The organism is Achromobacter aloeverae, assembly GCF_004121055.1.
Lineage (GTDB): Bacteria > Pseudomonadota > Gammaproteobacteria > Burkholderiales > Burkholderiaceae_B > Bordetella_C > Bordetella_C aloeverae.
Genome location: NZ_PYAL01000001.1, coordinates 631,305 through 648,133 on the forward strand (window position 1 = coordinate 631,305; position 16,829 = coordinate 648,133).

The following is a 16,829-nucleotide window of genomic DNA, read 5'->3' on the forward strand; positions in this document are numbered from 1 at the left end:
GACCACCCCGCGCCCGGATGGGTTAAGGTAGCGCATCCCATCCTGCTACGCATGCCTCATGGAAGTCCACGATCAACTCCGCGCGCTGCTCGACGAGCAAGGCGTCACCTACAAACTGCTGCGCCATGCCGCCGAGGGGCGGTCCGAAGCGGTAGCCGCGATACGCGGCACCGCCGTTGGCCAGGGCGCCAAGGCGCTGGTCTGCCGCGTCAAGATTTCATCCAACAAGCGCGCCAATGTGCTGGCCGTGTTTCCGGCCGACCGGCAGGCCGACCTCGACGCCATCGCCCAGGCCTGCGGCGGCAAGAAAGCGTCCCTGGCCAGTCGCGAACTGGCACGCGAGCTGACCGGTTGCGAGATCGGCGCCATCCCGCCCTTCACGTTCAATCCAGACCTGGAGCTGCTGGTCGACAGCACGCTGGGCCAACGCTACGAAGAGATCGTCTTCAACGCGGGCCGGCTGGACGCCTCCATCCTGATGCGGGCGGACGACTACCTGCGCCTGGTCGCGCCACGCACCGCGCCGTTCTCGTCCGAACGCGCGGCGGAGACGGCGTCCGAACCGCAAGCAGCGGCTGCACGAAGCTGAAGACAATAAGGACGTCATCACATGTGCCTGGCCGTCCTCGCCCTGCGTGTACTACCGCACCTGCCGGTGCTGATCGCCGCGAACCGCGACGAATACCATGCCCGCCCCACCGCGCCCGCCGCGCCCTGGGACGACGGCTCCGGCATCATCGCCGGCCGCGACCTGAAATCAGGCGGCACGTGGATGGGCATGACGCGCGGCGGCCGCTATGCACTGGTCACGAACTTCCGCGACCCCATGCGCGTGCTGCCGGATGCGCCTTCGCGCGGTGACCTGGTCGGCGACTTCCTGCTGGGTAAGGAAACGCCCGCCGAATACATGGCGCGCATCGACGCGCAAGGCGCGCGCTACAACGGCTACAACCTCATCGTCGGCGATCTCGACGGCGCCTGGTATGGCAGCAACCGCGGCGGGCCCGCGCGCCCGCTTGCGCCTGGCATCTATGCCCTCTCCAACCATCTGCTCGATACGCCCTGGCCCAAGCTTGCACGCACCAAGGCGGCATTCACGCGCTTGCTGCAAGAACGTGCCCAGCCTGACATCGATGGCCTGCTCGATGCGCTGGCCGACCGCTCGGCGGCGCCGGACGCGGAACTGCCCGATACCGGCATCAGCCTGGAGCGCGAACGTTTCCTGAGCAGCCCCTTCATCGTCGACCCGGTCTATGGCACGCGCAGCTCCAGCGTGCTGGCCCTGGACTCGCGGGAATGCCGCTTGCATGAGCGTCGCTTCGGACCCGACGGCAACAAGGTAGGCGAGGTCGACCTGCGGTATCCCCTGCATGCACCAGCCTGACGGCGACGCGCAAGCTGGGCGGAAAACTGGCAGGCGGAAACAGCAGACGGGGGATACGCGTCCCCAGAACTTTTTCGGATGCCGCCCATCGAAACCTTCAGGTCAGCAAGCTATGCGGCCGGCGCGGCCGTCCCGCGCCGCACCGGCCCAACCCGCGCATTGCGCGTTTCCTGGAGAAAAACCATGAAGCAAGAACCGACCCGCTTTTTGACCCCCGTTTTGACCTCCACTACGCAAATCCATCGCTATCGTGCGCTCACGGTCACCGCCCTCGCTGGCGCGCTGCTATGGGCCGTCGCCATGGCCAGCGCCCATGCCGCCCTGCCCGCCACGCAGACGCAAGGCAACGTCGAATACGTCACGGGCGGCATCGGACTGGACGAATCGGAGTCGCTGAAGGCCGCGGAAAAAAGCTATCCCCTGTCCCTGCTGTTCGCCCGCAAGCTTGACGGCAAGAACGACTACACGGCGGATGTGAAGGTGGTGATCACCGATGCCAAGGGCGCCAAGGTGCTGGACGCCACCAGCGGCGGTCCCTATATGCTGGTGAAGCTGCCCCCTGGGCAATACAAGGTTTCCGCCACGCTGGATGGCAATGAGCAGACGCGCCAGGTCTCGGTGAAGGGCAATGGGTCGGCGCATGCCGGCTTCGAGTGGAACGCGAAGAGCACGAAATAAACCTGGCACCTTGCGTCTAATCCCAGCGCCTGGCGACTAAAGCCGGCGCCTGGCGTCGGCAAAGCATCTCCCGCACGCCGTCCGGCCGGCTCCGCTTGCTTTGCTGCGCACCCAAGAAAGAAGGCGCGGTACCCGCGCCTTCTTGCATTGCCCGGATGCCCGGCGTCAGGCGGCCTGCAAGGCCGGATAGTCCGTATACCCTTCCTCTGTGCCCGAATAGAACGTCGAGGGATTGGGCGTGTTCAACGGCGCATTCAACTCGAAACGCTTGGGCAGGTCCGGATTGGCGATGAACAGCACGCCGTAGGCCACGGCATCGGCCTCGCCCGCGCGCAGCACGGTCGCCCCGGTATCCTGCGTGAAGCCGTCGTTGGCGAACACCACGCCGCCGAACGCCTGCTTGATGCGCGGCAGCAGGCGGCTGTCGCCCAGGGGTTCCCGGATGCACAGGAAGGCCACCTTGCGGCGGCCCATTTCACGCGCCACGTATCCGAAGGTCGCGGCCGGATCCGAATCGCTGATCGAATGCGACTTGCCTTGCGGCGACAGGTGCACGCCCACATGGTCCGCGCCCCACACGGCAATGGCCGCATCGGTCGCTTCCAGCAGCAGGCGTGCGCGGTTCTCGATGGAACCGCCGTAGGCGTCGTCGCGCTTGTTGGTGCTGTCCTGCAGGAACTGGTCCAGCAGGTAACCGTTGGCGCCATGCAGCTCCACTCCGTCGAAGCCCGCCAGCTTGGCGTTTTCCGCGCCCTTGCGATAAGCCGCCACGATGCCCGGTATCTCATCCAGCCGCAGCGCGCGCGGCGTCACGTAGGGACGCTTGGGCCGCAATACGCTGACGTCGCCTTCCGCCGCGATGGCGCTGGGCGCCACGGGCAGTTCACCATCGAGCAGGCTGGGATCGGAGATGCGGCCTACGTGCCACAGTTGCAACACGATGCGGCCGCCATGCCGGTGCACCGCGTCCGTCACCTTCTTCCAGCCCGCCACCTGTTCGTCCGACCAGATGCCCGGGGTGTTGGGATAGCCCACGCCTTGCGGCGTCACCGACGTTGCCTCGGTGATGATGAGGCCCGCGGATGCGCGTTGCGTGTAGTACTCCGCCATCCGTTCGGTGGGAACGCGGCCGGGGCCGGCCTGCATGCGCGTCAGGGGCGCCATGATGACCCGGTTGGGCAGGGTCAGTCCGCCGACCCGCAGGGAAGAAGAAAAAGTGCTCATGAGGGAGATCCTTTACGCGAGAATATGCGTGGATTCTAAAGAAGGCCGGCCCGGAATATTGAACGGCGCCGGCGACAACAGTTGTCGGGGCGTCACTCCTCCCCGACCCGCCCGCGCAATTGCTTGACGCGTCCATGCGTCACCTTGCGCTGCACGCGCCGCTGCTGCGAGGCCCGCGTGGGCCGCGTGGCCTTGCGCGGCTTGACCGGCCGCGCCGCGTGCCGCAGCAGGGCCACCAGCCTGTCCAGCGCATCGGCTCGGTTCTTGTCCTGGCTGCGATAGGCCTGCGCCTTGATGATCACCACGCCGTCCTTGCTGATGCGCCGGTCGTCCAGCGCCAGCACCGCCGCCTTCAGGTCGTCCGGCAGCGAGGACGCGCGGACATCGAAGCGCATGTGCACCGCGCTGGAGACCTTGTTGACATTCTGTCCGCCCGCGCCCTGCGCGCGGATCATGTCGAATTCGATCTCGCGCTCGTCGAGCGCGATGTGTTCATTGACGGGAATCATGGGCCGAGTCTACTCCAATACCGCGGTCCGCCAGGGGAACGGCGCCGTCCCAAGGCCTCGCGGCGGAAGGCAGACCATTCCAGCGGAAGGCAGCTCATTCCATATCGTGCACCAGGTGACCGCTGGAAATCGTGTCCAGTTCGTTGCCGGGAATGACCATCACCAGCCGGCTGCGCAGCGGCGTGGCCCGTATCACCAGGTGCTGGATGGGCTGCTGGCGGTTGTCGTGGACCAGGCGCGTGGCGCGCAAAAGGGGCGAATTGACCTTGACCTGGAGGTGCTGGGCCGCATAAGGATCGGCCATTTCCGCGGTGACCTCCTGCACGACCTCGCCCAGCTGCGTGCCGTCGCTGGTGAGCAGCTCGTACAGCGGTCGCTTGCGCAACGCCGGGGGCGTAAGCAGCGGCGCAAAGCGCGCAGGCATCCAGGCGTCCAGCAGCATCAGGGGCGTTCCCTTGCGCTCGCGGACACGGACGACATGCATCGCGTCCACGCCGTCGGCCAGGGCGAGCAAGCGCGCCACAGCCAACGGGGGCCGCGCCAGTTCCGATACCAGCACCGCCACCTTGGTCTCGCTGGCGACACGCTTCAGGCCTTCGAGATAGGTCAGCGAAACGGCGGCTGGGGCCTTCTGCTTGACCGCCAGCACGAAGGCGCCTACCCCCTGCTCGTTCCGGATCAAGCCCTCCGCCTGCAATTCGGAAACCGCACGCCGCACCGTGATGCGCGACACCCTGTAATGCTCGCTCAGGGCTTCCTGCGTGGGCAGGCGATCGCCCTCCCGGTAGACGCCGTCCAGTATCTGCTGCCGCAACGTCAGGAAAAGCTGGTGATGCAGGAGCGCACCCTGGGCTTTTAGAGAGATACCGTTTTTCGGCATAAAGATCCGGACAGCGTTGGAGGACTATGGGTTCAGCACATGATGAGCAGCGTATTTTGCCACGCGGACGCCACGCACGCGCCACGTCGCCCGCGTGCGGGCATCATGCTCAGGGCGCATCTTCGCTCAGGTGCAGCCGCTTGATGAGGTCCTCGTATTCGTTCATGTCCGCCTGGAAGCGCTGGCTGAACCGAGCCGGTGTCTCGCCGCCGGGATCCGCGCCAAGGAACCTCAGCTTGTCCTGCACTTCGGCATCCGCCAGCACGGCCTTCACATCATGATAGATGGCCTGGACCGTGTCCGGCGGCATCTTGCCAGGTCCGAAAAGGCCATACCAGCTGTGCGACTCCAGGTTCTTGACGCCCTGCTCGAGAAAGGTCGGCACTTGCGGCACCAGGGCGCTGCGGTGCGTGGACGCCACGCCCAGGATCTTGACCTTGCCCTCATTGAGGAAAGGCAAGGCGGACGTGATGCTGGCGTATCCCGTATCGACCTGCCCGCTGATCAGGTCGGACATCCACTGCGGCGAGCCTTTGTACGGGATATGCCGCATGCTGAAATGCTCGCTGTCCTTGAGGCGCTCCCCGTACATGCGGGTGCTGGTCTCGGCACTGCCGAACGTGAACTTGTCAGGATTCTTCCTGGCCTCGGCGATGAAACCCTGCACGTCGCTGGCCTGCACCTTGGTGGAGGCGACCATGACCACCACCGGAAAAGCCAGCGTGGTGATGGGCGTGAACGCCGTCCGCGTGTCGTAAGGCAACTGCTTGGCCATCATATAGGGGTTGATCGCGATGGAAGCGACCGACAGCAGCAGCGTCGTGCCGTCCGGCGCTGCCTTGGCCACGTAGGCGGCGCCGATCGCGCCATTGGCCCCGGCCCGGTTTTCCACCACGACGGGTTGACGCCACATGGCGCCCAGCTTCTGGGCAAAGAGCCGTCCGACGACATCGGTTCCCCCGCCGGCGCCATAAGGCACGACCAGGGTGACGGGCCGGGTGGGATGGAAGGCGGCGGCTGGCGCCGCGGCCGCGAGACCTTGTGCCAGGCTCCCGGCCACCAGCGCAGCGATGCAACGGTGCAGGTGTTTCATGATCTTCATGTTTTTCTCCATGCTTGGCGCCTCTACAGGCGCATGCCCATGCTTCGCGCCTGCTCCGTGTCGAAGCGCAGGCACTGCTCGTCATAGCGGTGGCCCTTGGTGACGCCGCGTACCGTGCCGGGCTCGGTCGAGCCCAGGTATTGGGCCCAGCCACCCGGTAGGCGCAACGAGTCGGGCACGGCCAGCCACAGGCGGTACAGCGTGCGTTTCCTGTCTTCGTCGGGATGGTCCTCGAAGCTCGTCCGCGAATGGAGCATGGTCTGGTTGCTGAGTAGCTGCAGGTCGCCAGGCTCCATGTGCATGCAGAACATCAGGTCGGGGCGGCGAACCACCGCGTCCAGGTAGCCTATGGCCTCCGACTGCAGGCTGGTGAGCCGCGGCACGCCTTCGATTTTCTGGGCATTCAGTACGCGGTTACGGTTCCATACGCAGAAGGTTCTTCCCGCTTCGAAACCGTAGATAGGCACATGTATCCAGGCCGGCTCGTGCGGCTGCTGGTCGCCGTTGCGGCTATACGGGTACGGGCTTTGCAAAGCTTCGAGCAAGTCCGGACGTTCGCTCGCGATCGTTTCGAAGACCTTGACCGAACTCGTACACATGCTCATGCCGCCCACCGGCGCCTGGTTGTAGCAACTTAGAAGCACGACGTCGGAACCGTCGATGTGGAAGTCCAGCTGCGCATTGGACGAATAGCCACGCCCGGTGGGACTGCGGTAGCTGGCGCCCACGTCCTTCACTTTGTTGATGTAGGCGCTGTTCCGGTCTTGCGGACGCGCCACGCCGAAATGCAGGCCGATTGCCCAGGTGAGCAGTTCGAATTCCTCCGGGCTGACGTCTGCGCGCGGCAAGCCCTTGATCAGCGCCATGCCCCGCCCATCGCGGACCTCCCGGAAGGCCGCGCGGATGACGTCCAAGGTCGCGGGCGCGAAGGGGAAATCGGTTTTGCGGTAGTCCAGCAGCGCAGCATCCGTGAGCCGGCCGGCGCGCACCACGGCGAGGAGCCCGGCAGCCTGCTCCGGGGAAAGACGATAGGTCCAGCTGGTGTCCAGGGTGACTTCCTGCACCGTCCAGGCGGCACGAGAGTTCGGGTTGATGTCGGTAGCGGTATCGGTCTCTGGGGCCGGGCTCATGGTTGTCTCCTGATGTGGGGCCTGGGTGGGCACTTGACCAAGACCTTGGCGAGGGTCGCGGTGGATTGATATCTGATAGTTGGTATGTGTGTATATAAATATACCAACATAAAAACAAAAAGGCTACGCGACAGGACGCGACATCCCGCCGGCTGGGCCAGGATCCGCGCGGCCACAAACCCGGAAGCCCATAAGGTTGCTGCCTCGCGTGCTTGAAAACGCCGATACACTGCCCCAGTTAGTGTCGATAACGCACATTCAAGGAATCCCCATGACCGCCCTGTCGGACGTCCCCTTTTCCGTCCTCGACCTGGCCCCCATCGCGCAGAACCGCAGCGCCGCGGATGCATTCCGCAACACGGTGGAGTTGGCGCAGCACGTTGAACGCCTGGGCTACAACCGGTTCTGGCTGGCCGAGCACCACAATATCAACGGCATCGCCAGCAGCGCCACGGCGGTCCTGATCGGGCACGTGGCCGGGCATACGAAGACGCTGCGCGTGGGCTCGGGCGGCGTGATGCTGCCCAACCATGCGCCCCTGATCATCGCCGAGCAATTCGGCACGCTGGAAACCTTGTATCCCGGCCGCATCGACCTGGGCCTGGGCCGCGCTCCCGGCAGCGACGGCCTGACCCAGCGAGCCTTGCGCCGCGATCCCCGCAGCGGCCTGGAATTCCCCGAGCTGCTGGAGGAATTGCGCGCGTTCCTGCGGCCCGCGCATCCGACCCAGGCCGTGCGCGCGATTCCCGGCGAAGGGCTGAATATCCCCATCTGGCTGCTGGGTTCCAGCGACTTCAGCGCCCGCCTTGCCGCGCAATTGGGGCTGCCGTTCTCCTTCGCGGGCCACTTTTCGCCCGAAGGCATCGCCGCGATGCGTCTCTATCGCCAATTGTTCCGCCCCTCGGAAACGCTGCATCGCCCCTATTCGATGATAGGCGTGCCCGTCATCGCAGCCGATACCGACGAGGAAGCGCGCCGCCAGTCCACCACGCAGCAGCAGAAATTCCTGTCCTTGGTGCGCGGCAACCGCCTGCAACTGCAACCTCCTGTCGACGACATGGACCAGCGCTGGAACGACTGGGAACGCGCCGCCGTGCAGCAGAAACTGGGCGCGGCCATCGTCGGCGGCCCGGAGAAGGTCAGGCGCGAACTGGAAGCCCTGGTCGAGCGCACCGAGGCCGACGAGGTGATGATCGTGTCGGATTTCTACGATCCCAAGGACAGGCTGCGCTCGTACGAAATCGTTGCCGCGCTGAAGCAGGCGCCCTCGGCGGCGGGCGCGAATGCAGAGGGAACCAGCACGGCGGGCACGCCGGCTGCTGGCCTCTCCGGCTGGTAAGCCGGCGTGTGGCTGGACTTGCCGGGCCATGACCATGACCCGGCGGATCGGCCTACCCCGAAGTGAACTGGGAGCAAGGCCGCGCATGTGCAGCACCGCCGGTGCGGTACCGCAGGTGCAGTACCCCATGTGCAATACCTCAGGCGCAGTACCCCGAGGCGCGGTTCCGGCAGTCCCGCTTGATAAACCGGCATCTTGCCCCCAACTTCTTCCCGACAGCACGCGTCGCGCGGCGATTATCATGCTGCCGATGAACCCGGAAGCCTCCGCGCGCCGCGCGCGCGAGACCGTTTTTCTACCCACGCCCCGGCATGGCGTCCATGAAATCCTGGACAACAGCCTCGGCGTCAAGCCGCCGATGCGGCAAGGATGTGTGAAATGACCGTAATGGAAATGAACAAGGACACGTTCCAGGAAGCCGTGAAGGGCGACGGCACGGTGATCGTCGATTTCTGGGCGCCGTGGTGCGGCCCCTGCCGCGGCTTCGCGCCGGTCTTCGAGAAGGCCGCCGAAAGCCATCCGGACGTAACGTTCGCCAAGGTCAACACCGACGTCGAACAGGAATTGGCGGGCGCGTTGAACATCCGCTCCATCCCCACGCTGATGGTGTTCCGCGAACAGGTGCTGCTGTTCTCGCAGCCGGGCGCCTTGTCGCCCGGCCAGCTGGAAGAGCTGCTGACCAAGGTCCAGGCCCTGGACATGGAGAAGGTGCACCAGGAAATCGCCACCGCCCAGGCCCAGGCCGGCGAACAGCAGGCATAATCGCCCGCTCCGGAGGCGCCTCGCGCGCTTCCGCCCTCCTTCCGCCTCGCCTTCCGCTTTTTAGTCCTGCTTTTTAGTCCTGCTTTCCATTCTTCTTCTACTCCGTCCCGGCGCGTGTCCCCACCACCAGCGTGCTGCGACCCCGCGTCCCGTCGGTGATGGCCTGCGCCAGGTCGGCCACCGCCACGCGAGGAACATCCAGCGTCAGCGTCGCTCCGGTGGCGTCGAAGTCTTCCGCGACGATGACCGCGCCCGCTGCCGCCAACCGCGACTGCAGCCACTGCAGGTCGGCGTAGGCGCAATGGCAAGCGGCCCGCGCCATCTCCACGATGTCCACGCGCGGCGTCAACCGCAAGCAGTTGGCGGCGCAGCCGCCATAGGCCCGCACCAATCCCCCCGTTCCCAGCTTGATGCCGCCAAACCAGCGGATCACGAGCACGGCCACGCGGTCGCACTGCTGGCCGTCGATGGCCTGCAGGATGGGCCGGCCGGCGCTGCCGCCCGGCTCGCCATCGTCGTTGAACCGGTAATGGTCGCCCACGCGATAGGCCCAGCAGTTGTGGGTAGCGTCGGGATCGCTGCGCCCGGCAATGAACGCCATGGCCGCCTGCGCGTCCGCGACGGGCGCCGCCAGCGCCAGGAAAACGCTCTTCTTGATCGTTTCCCGATACTCGCCGGGGTGGGCCAGCGTGGTCGCCATCAGGCCGCGCCGGCGCGCCGCACGGCTTTCGACAACAGCACGATGATGCCGATGGACAGCATGGATGCGAGCGCCGCCAGCAGGAAGATGGACGGATAGCCATAGGCCGACACCGCCAGGCCCACCACCGGGCCCGTGATGCCCAGCGACAGGTCAAGGAAAACCGAATACGCGCCCAGCGCCGCGCCGCGATTGCCGGCCGGCACGCGCGCCACCGCCTCCACCCCCAGCGCCGGGAAGACCAGGGAAAAGCCAAAACCCGTGAGCGCCGCGCCCGCCAGCGCGAAGCCGGGCATGGGCGCCAGCCACAGGCACAGCAGGCCCAGCACCTCCACCGCGATGGAGCAGATGGCGACGCGAAAGCCGCCGAAGCGCGGGATCATGTTGGCCAGCAGCAGCCGCGCGCCGATGAAGGCGCAGCCGAACACGCTCAGCGCCAGCGCCGCGCCGTCCCATTTGAAGGAGGCGTAATAGAGGGTGATGAAGGTGGCGATCGCGCCGAAGCCGACGGACGCGAGCCCCAGCGACAAGCCATGCGGCAGCACCTGCGCCATCACGTGCTTGAACGCCATGCGCGCGCCGCCTACCACCGCGACCGGCGCGCGGGGCGCCGCCAGCGCGATGCCGAACAGGCCCACGCCCAGCACGGCCGCGCCCACCGCGCCCATGCTCAAGTGCGCTTGCAGCATCACGCCCAGCGGCGCGCCGATCGCCAGGGCGCCGTACGTGCAGATGCCGCTCCAGGAAATCACGCGTCCGGTATGGGCCGCGCCCACCTTGCCTATGCCCCACGTCAGGCCGCCCGTGCCCACCCAGCTTTCGCCGAAGCCCAGCACCAGGCGCCCCAGCAGCAGCGCAGCCAGGCTGATCGTGGGAGACCGCTCAAAGGCGTAGGCCATCAAGAGGAACACCCCGCTGGCGGCGCAGGCCGCCAGGCCCACCAGCACCGTCTTCCTGGGCCCCACGCTGTCGGACATGCGGCCGGCATGGGACCGGCTCAACAAGGTCGCCAGGTACTGGATGCTGATCACCAGCCCCGCCAGCACCGAACCGTAGCCCAGTTCGTTGTGCACGTACCCGGGCAGCACGGCCATGGGCAGGCCCACGGTCAGGTAACCCAGGAAATTGAACAGGAGGATGGAAAGGATCTGCCCGGTCACCTTCAGGGAACCGGGCGCCGCCGACGATGCGCGCGGCGCGCCTGGGGAAGACATGGCTGGCCGCGCCCTCAGACCTCCACGCCGCGCGAAGCCAGGTAGTCCTCGTAGCCGCCGCGGTAGTCGATGATCTCCCCGCTGGGCATGATCTCGATCACGCGGGTGGCCAGGCCGGAAACGAATTCGCGGTCATGAGAAACGAAGAACAGCGTGCCGGCGAATTTTTCCAGCGCGAACTGCAGCGACTCGATCGATTCCATGTCCAGGTGGTTGGTCGGTTCGTCCATCAGCAGGACGTTGTGCCGGCCCAGCATGAGGCGGCCGAAGGTCATGCGGTTCTTCTCGCCGCCGGACAGGACCTTGGGCGCCTTGGGCAGGTCGTCCGCGGAGAACAGCAGGCGGCCCAGCACGGAACGGATGGCCTGGTCGTCGTCGCCGGGCTGGCGATGGTCGGTCATCCAGTCGAACAGGTTGATGTCGGTCTGCTGGAACTGGTCGGACACGTCCTGCGCCATGTAGCCCCTGTCGGCGTTATCGGACCACTTCACTTCGCCCTTGTCCGGCGCCAGGTCGCCCGCCAGCAGGCGCAGCAAGGTGGTCTTGCCCACGCCGTTGGCGCCGACGATGGCGATCTTCTCGCCCGCTTCGACCATGGCGGAGAAATCGCGGATGACCGGTGCGTCGTAGGCCTTGGAAAGATGTTCCACCGTAACCGCCAGCCGGTGCAGGACCTTGTTCTGCTCGAAGCGGATATACGGGTTCTGGCGCGACGAGGGCTTCACTTCGACCTGTTCGGCCTTGATGCGGTCGATCTGCTTCAGGCGCGAGGTCGCCTGGCGGGCCTTGGACTTGTTGGCGGAGAAGCGGCGCACGAAGTCCTGCAGCTCCGAAATACGTTCCTTGGCCTTGGCATTGTCGGCCGACAGGCGTTCGCGCGCCTGCGTGGACGCCAGCATGTAGTCGTCGTAGTTGCCGGGGTAGATGCGGATTTCGCGGTAGTCCAGGTCGGCCATGTGGGTGCAGACCTGGTTCAGGAAGTGGCGATCGTGGCTGATGATGATCATCGTGCTCTGGTAGCTATTGAGCACGTTCTCCAGCCAGCGGATGGTATTGATGTCCAGGTTGTTGGTGGGTTCGTCCAGCAGCAGCACATCGGGGTTGGAGAACAGCGCCTGCGCCAGCAGGACGCGCAGCTTCCAGCCCGGCGCCACTTCGCGCATCGGCAGGTTGTGCTGCTCGACCGGCAACTCCAGGCCCAGCAGCAGCTCGCCGGCGCGCGCCTCGGCGGTATAGCCGTCGTATTCAGCGAACTTGGCCTCGAGGTCCGCGGCGCGCATGTAGTCGTCGTCGGTGGCCTCGGGGTTGGCGTAGATGGCGTCGCGCTCGGACATCGCCGCCCACATCTCGGTGTGGCCCATCATGACCACGTCCAGCACCCGCACGTCCTCATAGGCGAACTGGTCCTGGCGCAGCTTGCCCAGGCGCACGCCCGGTTCCAGCGCGACGTTGCCGGAAGACGCTTCCAGGTCGCCCCCGATGATTTTCATGAAGGTCGACTTGCCGGAACCGTTGGCGCCGATAAGGCCATAGCGGTTGCCTTCGCCGAACTTGACGCTGACGTTCTCGAACAGGGGTTTGGGGCCGAACTGGATGGTGAGATTGGCGGTGGAGATCACGGCGTGTGGGTAAAAGAGGCGGGAGATGACTGAAGAAAGAACCGGACAGTGTACCAATCCCTTGTGCTGCATCGCAAAAAATGCACGACAAGGCGGGCGTCACCGAGGGACTCGGGCGCGGCGCGAGGCGCCACGACCCGGATGGCTACTTATGCCCTAATCCTTTTGTTCAGTCAATTGTCAACCACGAACAACTTCTATGTAATAGCGATCTGTCGCGTGGCGCGACCTGCCACATGGCGCACCCAGCCGCCGCCGAAGGACGGACATCATGCCGCAAACATTGGAAATCGAATACAAGCCCCAGGCGGCCGTGGTGTGGCTTTCCCGGCCCGATGTCCGCAACGCCGTCGACCCGCTGATGGTGCAGGAATTGTCCGAGGCGTTCGAGGCGCTGGGCCGGGATCCGCAGGTGCGCGCGATCGTGCTGGCCGGGCGCGGGATCGGCTTCTGTGCGGGCGCCGATATCGGCCAGGCCCGCTACGGCGCGCAACCCGGCGAACAGGACGATCGCACCGACGCGCTCGCCTGCGCCGCCATGCTGCACACGATCTATTCCTGCCCCAAGGCCACCATTGCCCGGGTCCACGGCATCTGCATGTCGGTGGGCATGGGTTTGGCGGCCGCCTGCGATATCACCATCGCGTCCTCCCAGGCCACCTTCGCCCTGCCGGAAACACGGCTGGGCCTGGTGCCCGCGGTGATCGCGCCTTATGTGCTGCGCGCCATCGGCCCGCGCCACGCGACACGCTGGTTCCTGACGGGCGAGACCTTCAGCGCGACCGAAGCGTGGCGCATCGGGTTCGTGCACGACCTGTGCGAACCGGAATCGCTGGACATGCGGATCGCCGCGCTGGTGGATACCTTCATGCTGACCGCCCCGGATGCCGTCTCGGCCACCAAGGACCTGGTGCATGAATTGCCGGTGCGCGCCACCACGGACGACGCGGCGCCGGCCTCCCCCGATGGCGGCTTGGTGGGCCCCATGGGCCCCACGAGCGGGACGGGTAGCGCTGGGGGCCCGGGGACCAGCGTCGCGGGAGCGTCCCCCGCGCCGGATGTCATGGGCGCCGTCGTCGCCAGCGCCGTCCTGCCCGGCGCAAGACTGCCGCAGTGGATCGTCACGGGGGACTTTCCGTCGGGACTGGTCTCGATATAGCGCGGCTGCATGCGATGGCCGCGGCATGCTGGCCGGATGGCGCGAGGCGTGTTCCGCGCACGGAAGCGTTTCAGACGCCCGGATCGGGCTGTCCCGGGGGCAAAGGCGTATCGTCGCTTCGGCTGCGATACCGGTCCAGCAGGTTGAACAGCAGCGGGTTGAGGAGAATGGACAGGATGGCGCCCCCCAGCACCAGGTCCTGGGCCTCGCTGGGCATGATCTGCTGCGTGATGCCCAATCCCGCCAGGATGAAGGAGAACTCGCCGATCTGCGCCAGGCTGGCGGAAATGGTCAGCGCCGTCATCTTGGAATGGCGAAAGGCGCGCACGATGAGATAGGCGGCGATGGACTTGCCGACCACGATGATCAGCGTCGTGCCCAGCACGCCCCAGGGATCCCGCAAGAAGGACAGCGGATCGAACAGCATGCCCACCGATACGAAGAACAGCACCGAGAACGCATCGCGCAAGGGCAGCGACTCGTCGGCGGCGCGCTGGCTGAACTCCGATTCGGCCATGACCATGCCGGCGAAGAAGGCCCCGAGCGCGAACGACACGCCGAACAGCGCGGTGGCGCCATAGGCCACGCCCAGCGCGCATGCCAGCACGCCCAGGCGGAACAGCTCGCGGTTCCCCGTGTAGACGACCCGCTCCAATATCCACGGAATGATGCGGCGCCCGAACACCAGCATGATGGCGACGAAGGCCGCCACCTTGACCACGGTCATGCCCAGCACCCACCACAGGGACGGCCCGCCTTCCGCGCCACGCCCACCCAACACGCCGGACAAGGCCGGAATCAGCACCAGGGCCGCCACCATGACCAGGTCCTCGACGATCAGCCATCCGACCGCGATGCGCCCCACCCCCGTCTCGACCATCTGGCGATCGTCCAGCGCCTTGATCAGCACCACGGTGCTGGCCACCGACAAGGCCAGCCCGAACAACAGCCCCCCGCCCAGCGACCAGTGCATCAGTTGCGACAGCCCCAGCCCCATCAGGGTTGCCACGCTGATCTGCACAATGGCGCCCGGCACGGCGATGCCCTTGACCGACAGCAGATCCTTGAGGGAGAAATGCAGGCCGACGCCGAACATCAGCAGGATCACGCCAAGTTCGGCCAGTTCCTGCGCCAGGTGGCCGTCCGCGGTGAATCCGGGGGTGTGAGGTCCGGCCAGGATGCCGGCGAACAGATAGCCTATCAGTGGAGGCAGCTTCAGCCGGACGGCGATCGCGCCCAGGATGAAGGCCAGTACCAGGCCGCCCACGATGGTCGTGATGAGCGGGGTCGAATGGGGCATCAAGTCTCCAGGGAAAAGATGAACGGCGGCACGGCGCCTGGGCGGCCCGATCGTTCAATCTATTGTCAGGTAGAAAGAATATCACGCGATTTTTACCAGATCGGAACAGTGTGACAGGCTCGCGTCGCTGTTGCGTAGGCAAGGCGGAAAAATGTGGAACGCCCGCGTGCCATTGGCTCCCCTGGACACAAAAACTTCACCATTCGATGAAAGCAAAATGACAGCAAGTTCGCGCAGCATGGCGGGACGGTGCCGCTTGCATCGCCTGAACCAAGGACGCGCATGATCCAGGTCTTATCGTGGGATGCCATTTATGCCGGCGCCGAAGGCGTCGCGCCGGACGCCTGGGTGCGCCTGGATGGCCATCCGGTTTTCCCGGACGCGGCCCAGGCCGCGGACACTTTCCTGCTGGTCCAGCAGGCCGCCTGTTGCGCCACCCATGGCTGCTGGCATGCGGACATGGTGGTGGAAGTCCATGCGGACGCGCCCGTGGACTGGCGCAGCGGCCCGGTCAGCGTACGCGGCCGCTGGGAGCGCTTGATCGACGATCCCGCCGGCTGGCGCTACCGGATCCGCGCCGCCCAGGTCGTGCCCGTAAGGGAACCGCGCGCCGCCTGGGCCATCGGCCGCCGCAGCGTCCTGGGCCTGGCCGCCTTCGCCGGCCTGGGCGCGATGGCCGGCCTGGCCGGCTGCGCGCCGGCGCAAGGGGGGGACGGCGCCCCGGGAGAGAGGGCCGGCCAGCCGGGTGCGGCGAATCCAGCGGTGAATGGGGCCGCGAATGGGCCGGTGAATGGGCCGGTAGACCGCGCCGAACCCGACGCCCAGCCAGCCATTCCCGCCTGGCTCGCCACCCAGAGCACTGTCGACATCCACAGCCACGGGGGCCGCGTCAGCCTGGGACGGCGCCCCGTGCCCCTGCCGTTCACCGCGCTGGCGGCGCCCATGCGCGCCGGCGCGATGCATGTGGTCTGCCTGGCCATCGTCACCGATTCCAGCGCCGACCACGTCGTCACCAGTCCCAGCGGCCGGCGGCGCATCGTCGCGTATCGGGACCCGGCGCCGGGCGAGATGGCGGCGCGCGGCGAGGCCGGTTTCCAGCGCCTGGCCGACCTGGTGGCGCAACAGAACCTGCACGTGGTAACCACCGCGGCACAACTGCGCGCGGCGTGCCGCGACGGCCCGTCCGTCATCGTGTCGGCCGAAGGCGCGGATTTCCTCGAAGGCGACCTGGCGCGGCTGGACGACGCCTATCATCGCCACGGCCTGCGGCACCTGCAGTTGACGCACTACCGCGTCAACGAACTGGGCGATATCCAGACCGCGCCGCCGGTCCACCAGGGCCTGACCGATTTCGGCGCGGCCGTCATCGAACGCTGCAATGACCTTGGCATCGTGGTCGACGTGGCGCACGGCACGTACGCGCTGGTGGAACGCGCCGCCCGGGTCACGCGCCGGCCACTGGTGCTGTCGCACACATCGCTAAGCCCGCATCCGGGGCGCTACTCGCGCACGATCTCGCCGGCGCACGCGCGGCTGGTGGCCGATACCTGCGGCGTGATCGGCGTATGGCCGGTGGCGGGCACCTTCCCCACGCTGGCGGCCATGGCGCAAGGCATGCGGGCCCTGGCCGACGAGGTGGGCGTGGCGCACGTGGGACTGGGTTCCGATATGCTGGGCCTGCTCGGACCGTCGGTCCTCGACAGCTACCGCAAGCTACCCCTGCTGGCGCAGGCCCTGCGCGACGCGGGCTTCAGCGAGCAGGACGCCAGCGCCATCCTGGGCGGCAACTATGCGCGGGTCCATGCGGCGACCATGAAGGCTTGAACCGC

The 16,829-nt window shown here is 66.5% G+C and carries 17 protein-coding genes; 8 read left to right on the forward strand and 9 right to left on the reverse strand.

The window, feature by feature from the left end; genetic code table 11:
* Positions 1-58 precede the first annotated feature (58 nt).
* From C7R54_RS02720 to C7R54_RS02730, 3 genes are all read left to right on the forward strand, one after another.
* Positions 59-589: a YbaK/prolyl-tRNA synthetase associated domain-containing protein gene (locus tag C7R54_RS02720; protein ID WP_129148642.1), complete on the forward strand. Its 531-nt coding sequence runs from the start codon at positions 59-61 to the stop codon at positions 587-589.
* 21 nt (positions 590-610) lie between these two features.
* Entirely contained in the window at positions 611-1,384 is a 774-nt protein-coding gene (locus C7R54_RS02725; RefSeq protein ID WP_129148643.1) for an NRDE family protein, read from the forward strand.
* Positions 1,385-1,684: 300 nt separating this feature from the next.
* On the forward strand, positions 1,685-2,062 hold the full coding sequence (locus C7R54_RS02730; protein ID WP_240039403.1) for a flagellar hook assembly protein FlgD: 378 nt from the start codon (positions 1,685-1,687) through the stop codon (positions 2,060-2,062).
* Between the two features lie 165 nt (positions 2,063-2,227).
* Here C7R54_RS02730 and C7R54_RS02735 read toward each other — a convergent pair whose 3' ends face one another.
* From C7R54_RS02735 to C7R54_RS02755, 5 genes are all read right to left on the reverse strand, one after another.
* A complete protein-coding gene (locus C7R54_RS02735; protein WP_129148644.1) occupies positions 2,228-3,286 on the reverse strand; it encodes an alkene reductase in 1,059 nt (352 codons plus the stop codon).
* Between the two features lie 92 nt (positions 3,287-3,378).
* Positions 3,379-3,795: an alternative ribosome rescue aminoacyl-tRNA hydrolase ArfB gene (gene arfB / locus C7R54_RS02740; protein ID WP_129148645.1), complete on the reverse strand. Its 417-nt coding sequence runs from the start codon at positions 3,793-3,795 to the stop codon at positions 3,379-3,381.
* Positions 3,796-3,889: 94 nt separating this feature from the next.
* Positions 3,890-4,675 (reverse strand): GntR family transcriptional regulator, encoded by a 786-nt coding sequence (locus C7R54_RS02745; RefSeq protein ID WP_129148646.1) that lies wholly within the window; start codon positions 4,673-4,675, stop codon positions 3,890-3,892.
* 109 nt (positions 4,676-4,784) lie between these two features.
* A complete protein-coding gene (locus C7R54_RS02750; protein ID WP_158021132.1) occupies positions 4,785-5,777 on the reverse strand; it encodes a tripartite tricarboxylate transporter substrate-binding protein in 993 nt (330 codons plus the stop codon).
* Between the two features lie 23 nt (positions 5,778-5,800).
* Positions 5,801-6,907, reverse strand: a complete 1,107-nt coding sequence (locus tag C7R54_RS02755; protein WP_129148648.1) for a TauD/TfdA family dioxygenase — start codon at positions 6,905-6,907, stop codon at positions 5,801-5,803.
* A 271-nt stretch (positions 6,908-7,178) separates the two neighbouring features.
* On the opposite strand from C7R54_RS02755, the gene C7R54_RS02760 reads away from it, so the two are divergent.
* The 3 genes from C7R54_RS02760 (at position 7,179) to trxA (ending at position 9,008) form a co-directional block, all read left to right on the forward strand.
* A complete protein-coding gene (locus C7R54_RS02760; RefSeq protein WP_129148649.1) occupies positions 7,179-8,246 on the forward strand; it encodes an LLM class flavin-dependent oxidoreductase in 1,068 nt (355 codons plus the stop codon).
* Positions 8,247-8,487: 241 nt separating this feature from the next.
* Positions 8,488-8,628: a hypothetical protein gene (locus tag C7R54_RS28795; RefSeq protein ID WP_158021133.1), complete on the forward strand. Its 141-nt coding sequence runs from the start codon at positions 8,488-8,490 to the stop codon at positions 8,626-8,628.
* The gene (gene trxA, locus C7R54_RS02765; RefSeq protein WP_129148650.1) at positions 8,625-9,008 is read left to right on the forward strand and encodes a thioredoxin; all 384 of its coding nucleotides are present in this window, start codon (positions 8,625-8,627) and stop codon (positions 9,006-9,008) included. Before C7R54_RS28795 ends, trxA begins: the two co-directional genes overlap by 4 nt.
* A gap of 97 nt (positions 9,009-9,105) precedes the next feature.
* On the opposite strand, the gene C7R54_RS02770 is transcribed toward trxA, so the two are convergent.
* From C7R54_RS02770 to C7R54_RS02780, 3 genes are read right to left on the reverse strand one after another with little or no spacing between them, the layout of a single operon-like run.
* Positions 9,106-9,708, reverse strand: a complete 603-nt coding sequence (locus C7R54_RS02770) for an IMPACT family protein (RefSeq protein WP_129148651.1) — start codon at positions 9,706-9,708, stop codon at positions 9,106-9,108.
* Positions 9,708-10,922: an MFS transporter gene (locus C7R54_RS02775; RefSeq protein ID WP_129148652.1), complete on the reverse strand. Its 1,215-nt coding sequence runs from the start codon at positions 10,920-10,922 to the stop codon at positions 9,708-9,710. Before C7R54_RS02775 ends, C7R54_RS02770 begins: the two co-directional genes overlap by 1 nt.
* Positions 10,923-10,936: 14 nt before the next feature.
* Entirely contained in the window at positions 10,937-12,541 is a 1,605-nt protein-coding gene (locus C7R54_RS02780; protein ID WP_129148653.1) for an ABC-F family ATPase, read from the reverse strand.
* Between the two features lie 271 nt (positions 12,542-12,812).
* On the opposite strand from C7R54_RS02780, the gene C7R54_RS02785 reads away from it, so the two are divergent.
* Entirely contained in the window at positions 12,813-13,700 is an 888-nt protein-coding gene (locus tag C7R54_RS02785; protein ID WP_129148654.1) for an enoyl-CoA hydratase-related protein, read from the forward strand.
* Positions 13,701-13,770: 70 nt separating this feature from the next.
* Here C7R54_RS02785 and C7R54_RS02790 read toward each other — a convergent pair whose 3' ends face one another.
* Complete coding sequence (locus C7R54_RS02790) at positions 13,771-15,000, reverse strand: cation:proton antiporter domain-containing protein (RefSeq protein WP_129148655.1); 1,230 nt, start codon at positions 14,998-15,000, stop codon at positions 13,771-13,773.
* Positions 15,001-15,282: 282 nt separating this feature from the next.
* Here C7R54_RS02790 and C7R54_RS29120 point away from each other — a divergent pair, with 282 nt between their 5' ends.
* Positions 15,283-16,824 carry a dipeptidase gene (locus C7R54_RS29120; protein ID WP_129148656.1) on the forward strand — a complete coding sequence of 514 codons (1,542 nt, stop codon included), beginning with the start codon at positions 15,283-15,285 and terminating at the stop codon, positions 16,822-16,824.
* Positions 16,825-16,829: the final 5 nt, after the last annotated feature.

Bases quoted from the DNA above. Each gene is read 5' to 3' on its own strand.
- C7R54_RS02720 (WP_129148642.1), top strand. From the start codon at position 59: ATGGAAGTCCACGATCAACTCCGCGCGCTGCTCGACGAGCAAGGCGTC.
- C7R54_RS02725 (WP_129148643.1), top strand. From the start codon at position 611: ATGTGCCTGGCCGTCCTCGCCCTGCGTGTACTACCGCACCTGCCGGTG.
- C7R54_RS02730 (WP_240039403.1), top strand. From the start codon at position 1,685: ATGGCCAGCGCCCATGCCGCCCTGCCCGCCACGCAGACGCAAGGCAAC.
- C7R54_RS02735 (WP_129148644.1), bottom strand. From the start codon at position 3,286: ATGAGCACTTTTTCTTCTTCCCTGCGGGTCGGCGGACTGACCCTGCCC.
- arfB (WP_129148645.1), bottom strand. From the start codon at position 3,795: ATGATTCCCGTCAATGAACACATCGCGCTCGACGAGCGCGAGATCGAA.
- C7R54_RS02745 (WP_129148646.1), bottom strand. From the start codon at position 4,675: ATGCCGAAAAACGGTATCTCTCTAAAAGCCCAGGGTGCGCTCCTGCAT.
- C7R54_RS02750 (WP_158021132.1), bottom strand. From the start codon at position 5,777: ATGAAGATCATGAAACACCTGCACCGTTGCATCGCTGCGCTGGTGGCC.
- C7R54_RS02755 (WP_129148648.1), bottom strand. From the start codon at position 6,907: ATGAGCCCGGCCCCAGAGACCGATACCGCTACCGACATCAACCCGAAC.
- C7R54_RS02760 (WP_129148649.1), top strand. From the start codon at position 7,179: ATGACCGCCCTGTCGGACGTCCCCTTTTCCGTCCTCGACCTGGCCCCC.
- C7R54_RS28795 (WP_158021133.1), top strand. From the start codon at position 8,488: ATGCTGCCGATGAACCCGGAAGCCTCCGCGCGCCGCGCGCGCGAGACC.
- trxA (WP_129148650.1), top strand. From the start codon at position 8,625: ATGACCGTAATGGAAATGAACAAGGACACGTTCCAGGAAGCCGTGAAG.
- C7R54_RS02770 (WP_129148651.1), bottom strand. From the start codon at position 9,708: ATGGCGACCACGCTGGCCCACCCCGGCGAGTATCGGGAAACGATCAAG.
- C7R54_RS02775 (WP_129148652.1), bottom strand. From the start codon at position 10,922: ATGTCTTCCCCAGGCGCGCCGCGCGCATCGTCGGCGGCGCCCGGTTCC.
- C7R54_RS02785 (WP_129148654.1), top strand. From the start codon at position 12,813: ATGCCGCAAACATTGGAAATCGAATACAAGCCCCAGGCGGCCGTGGTG.
- C7R54_RS02790 (WP_129148655.1), bottom strand. From the start codon at position 15,000: ATGCCCCATTCGACCCCGCTCATCACGACCATCGTGGGCGGCCTGGTA.
- C7R54_RS29120 (WP_129148656.1), top strand. From the start codon at position 15,283: ATGATCCAGGTCTTATCGTGGGATGCCATTTATGCCGGCGCCGAAGGC.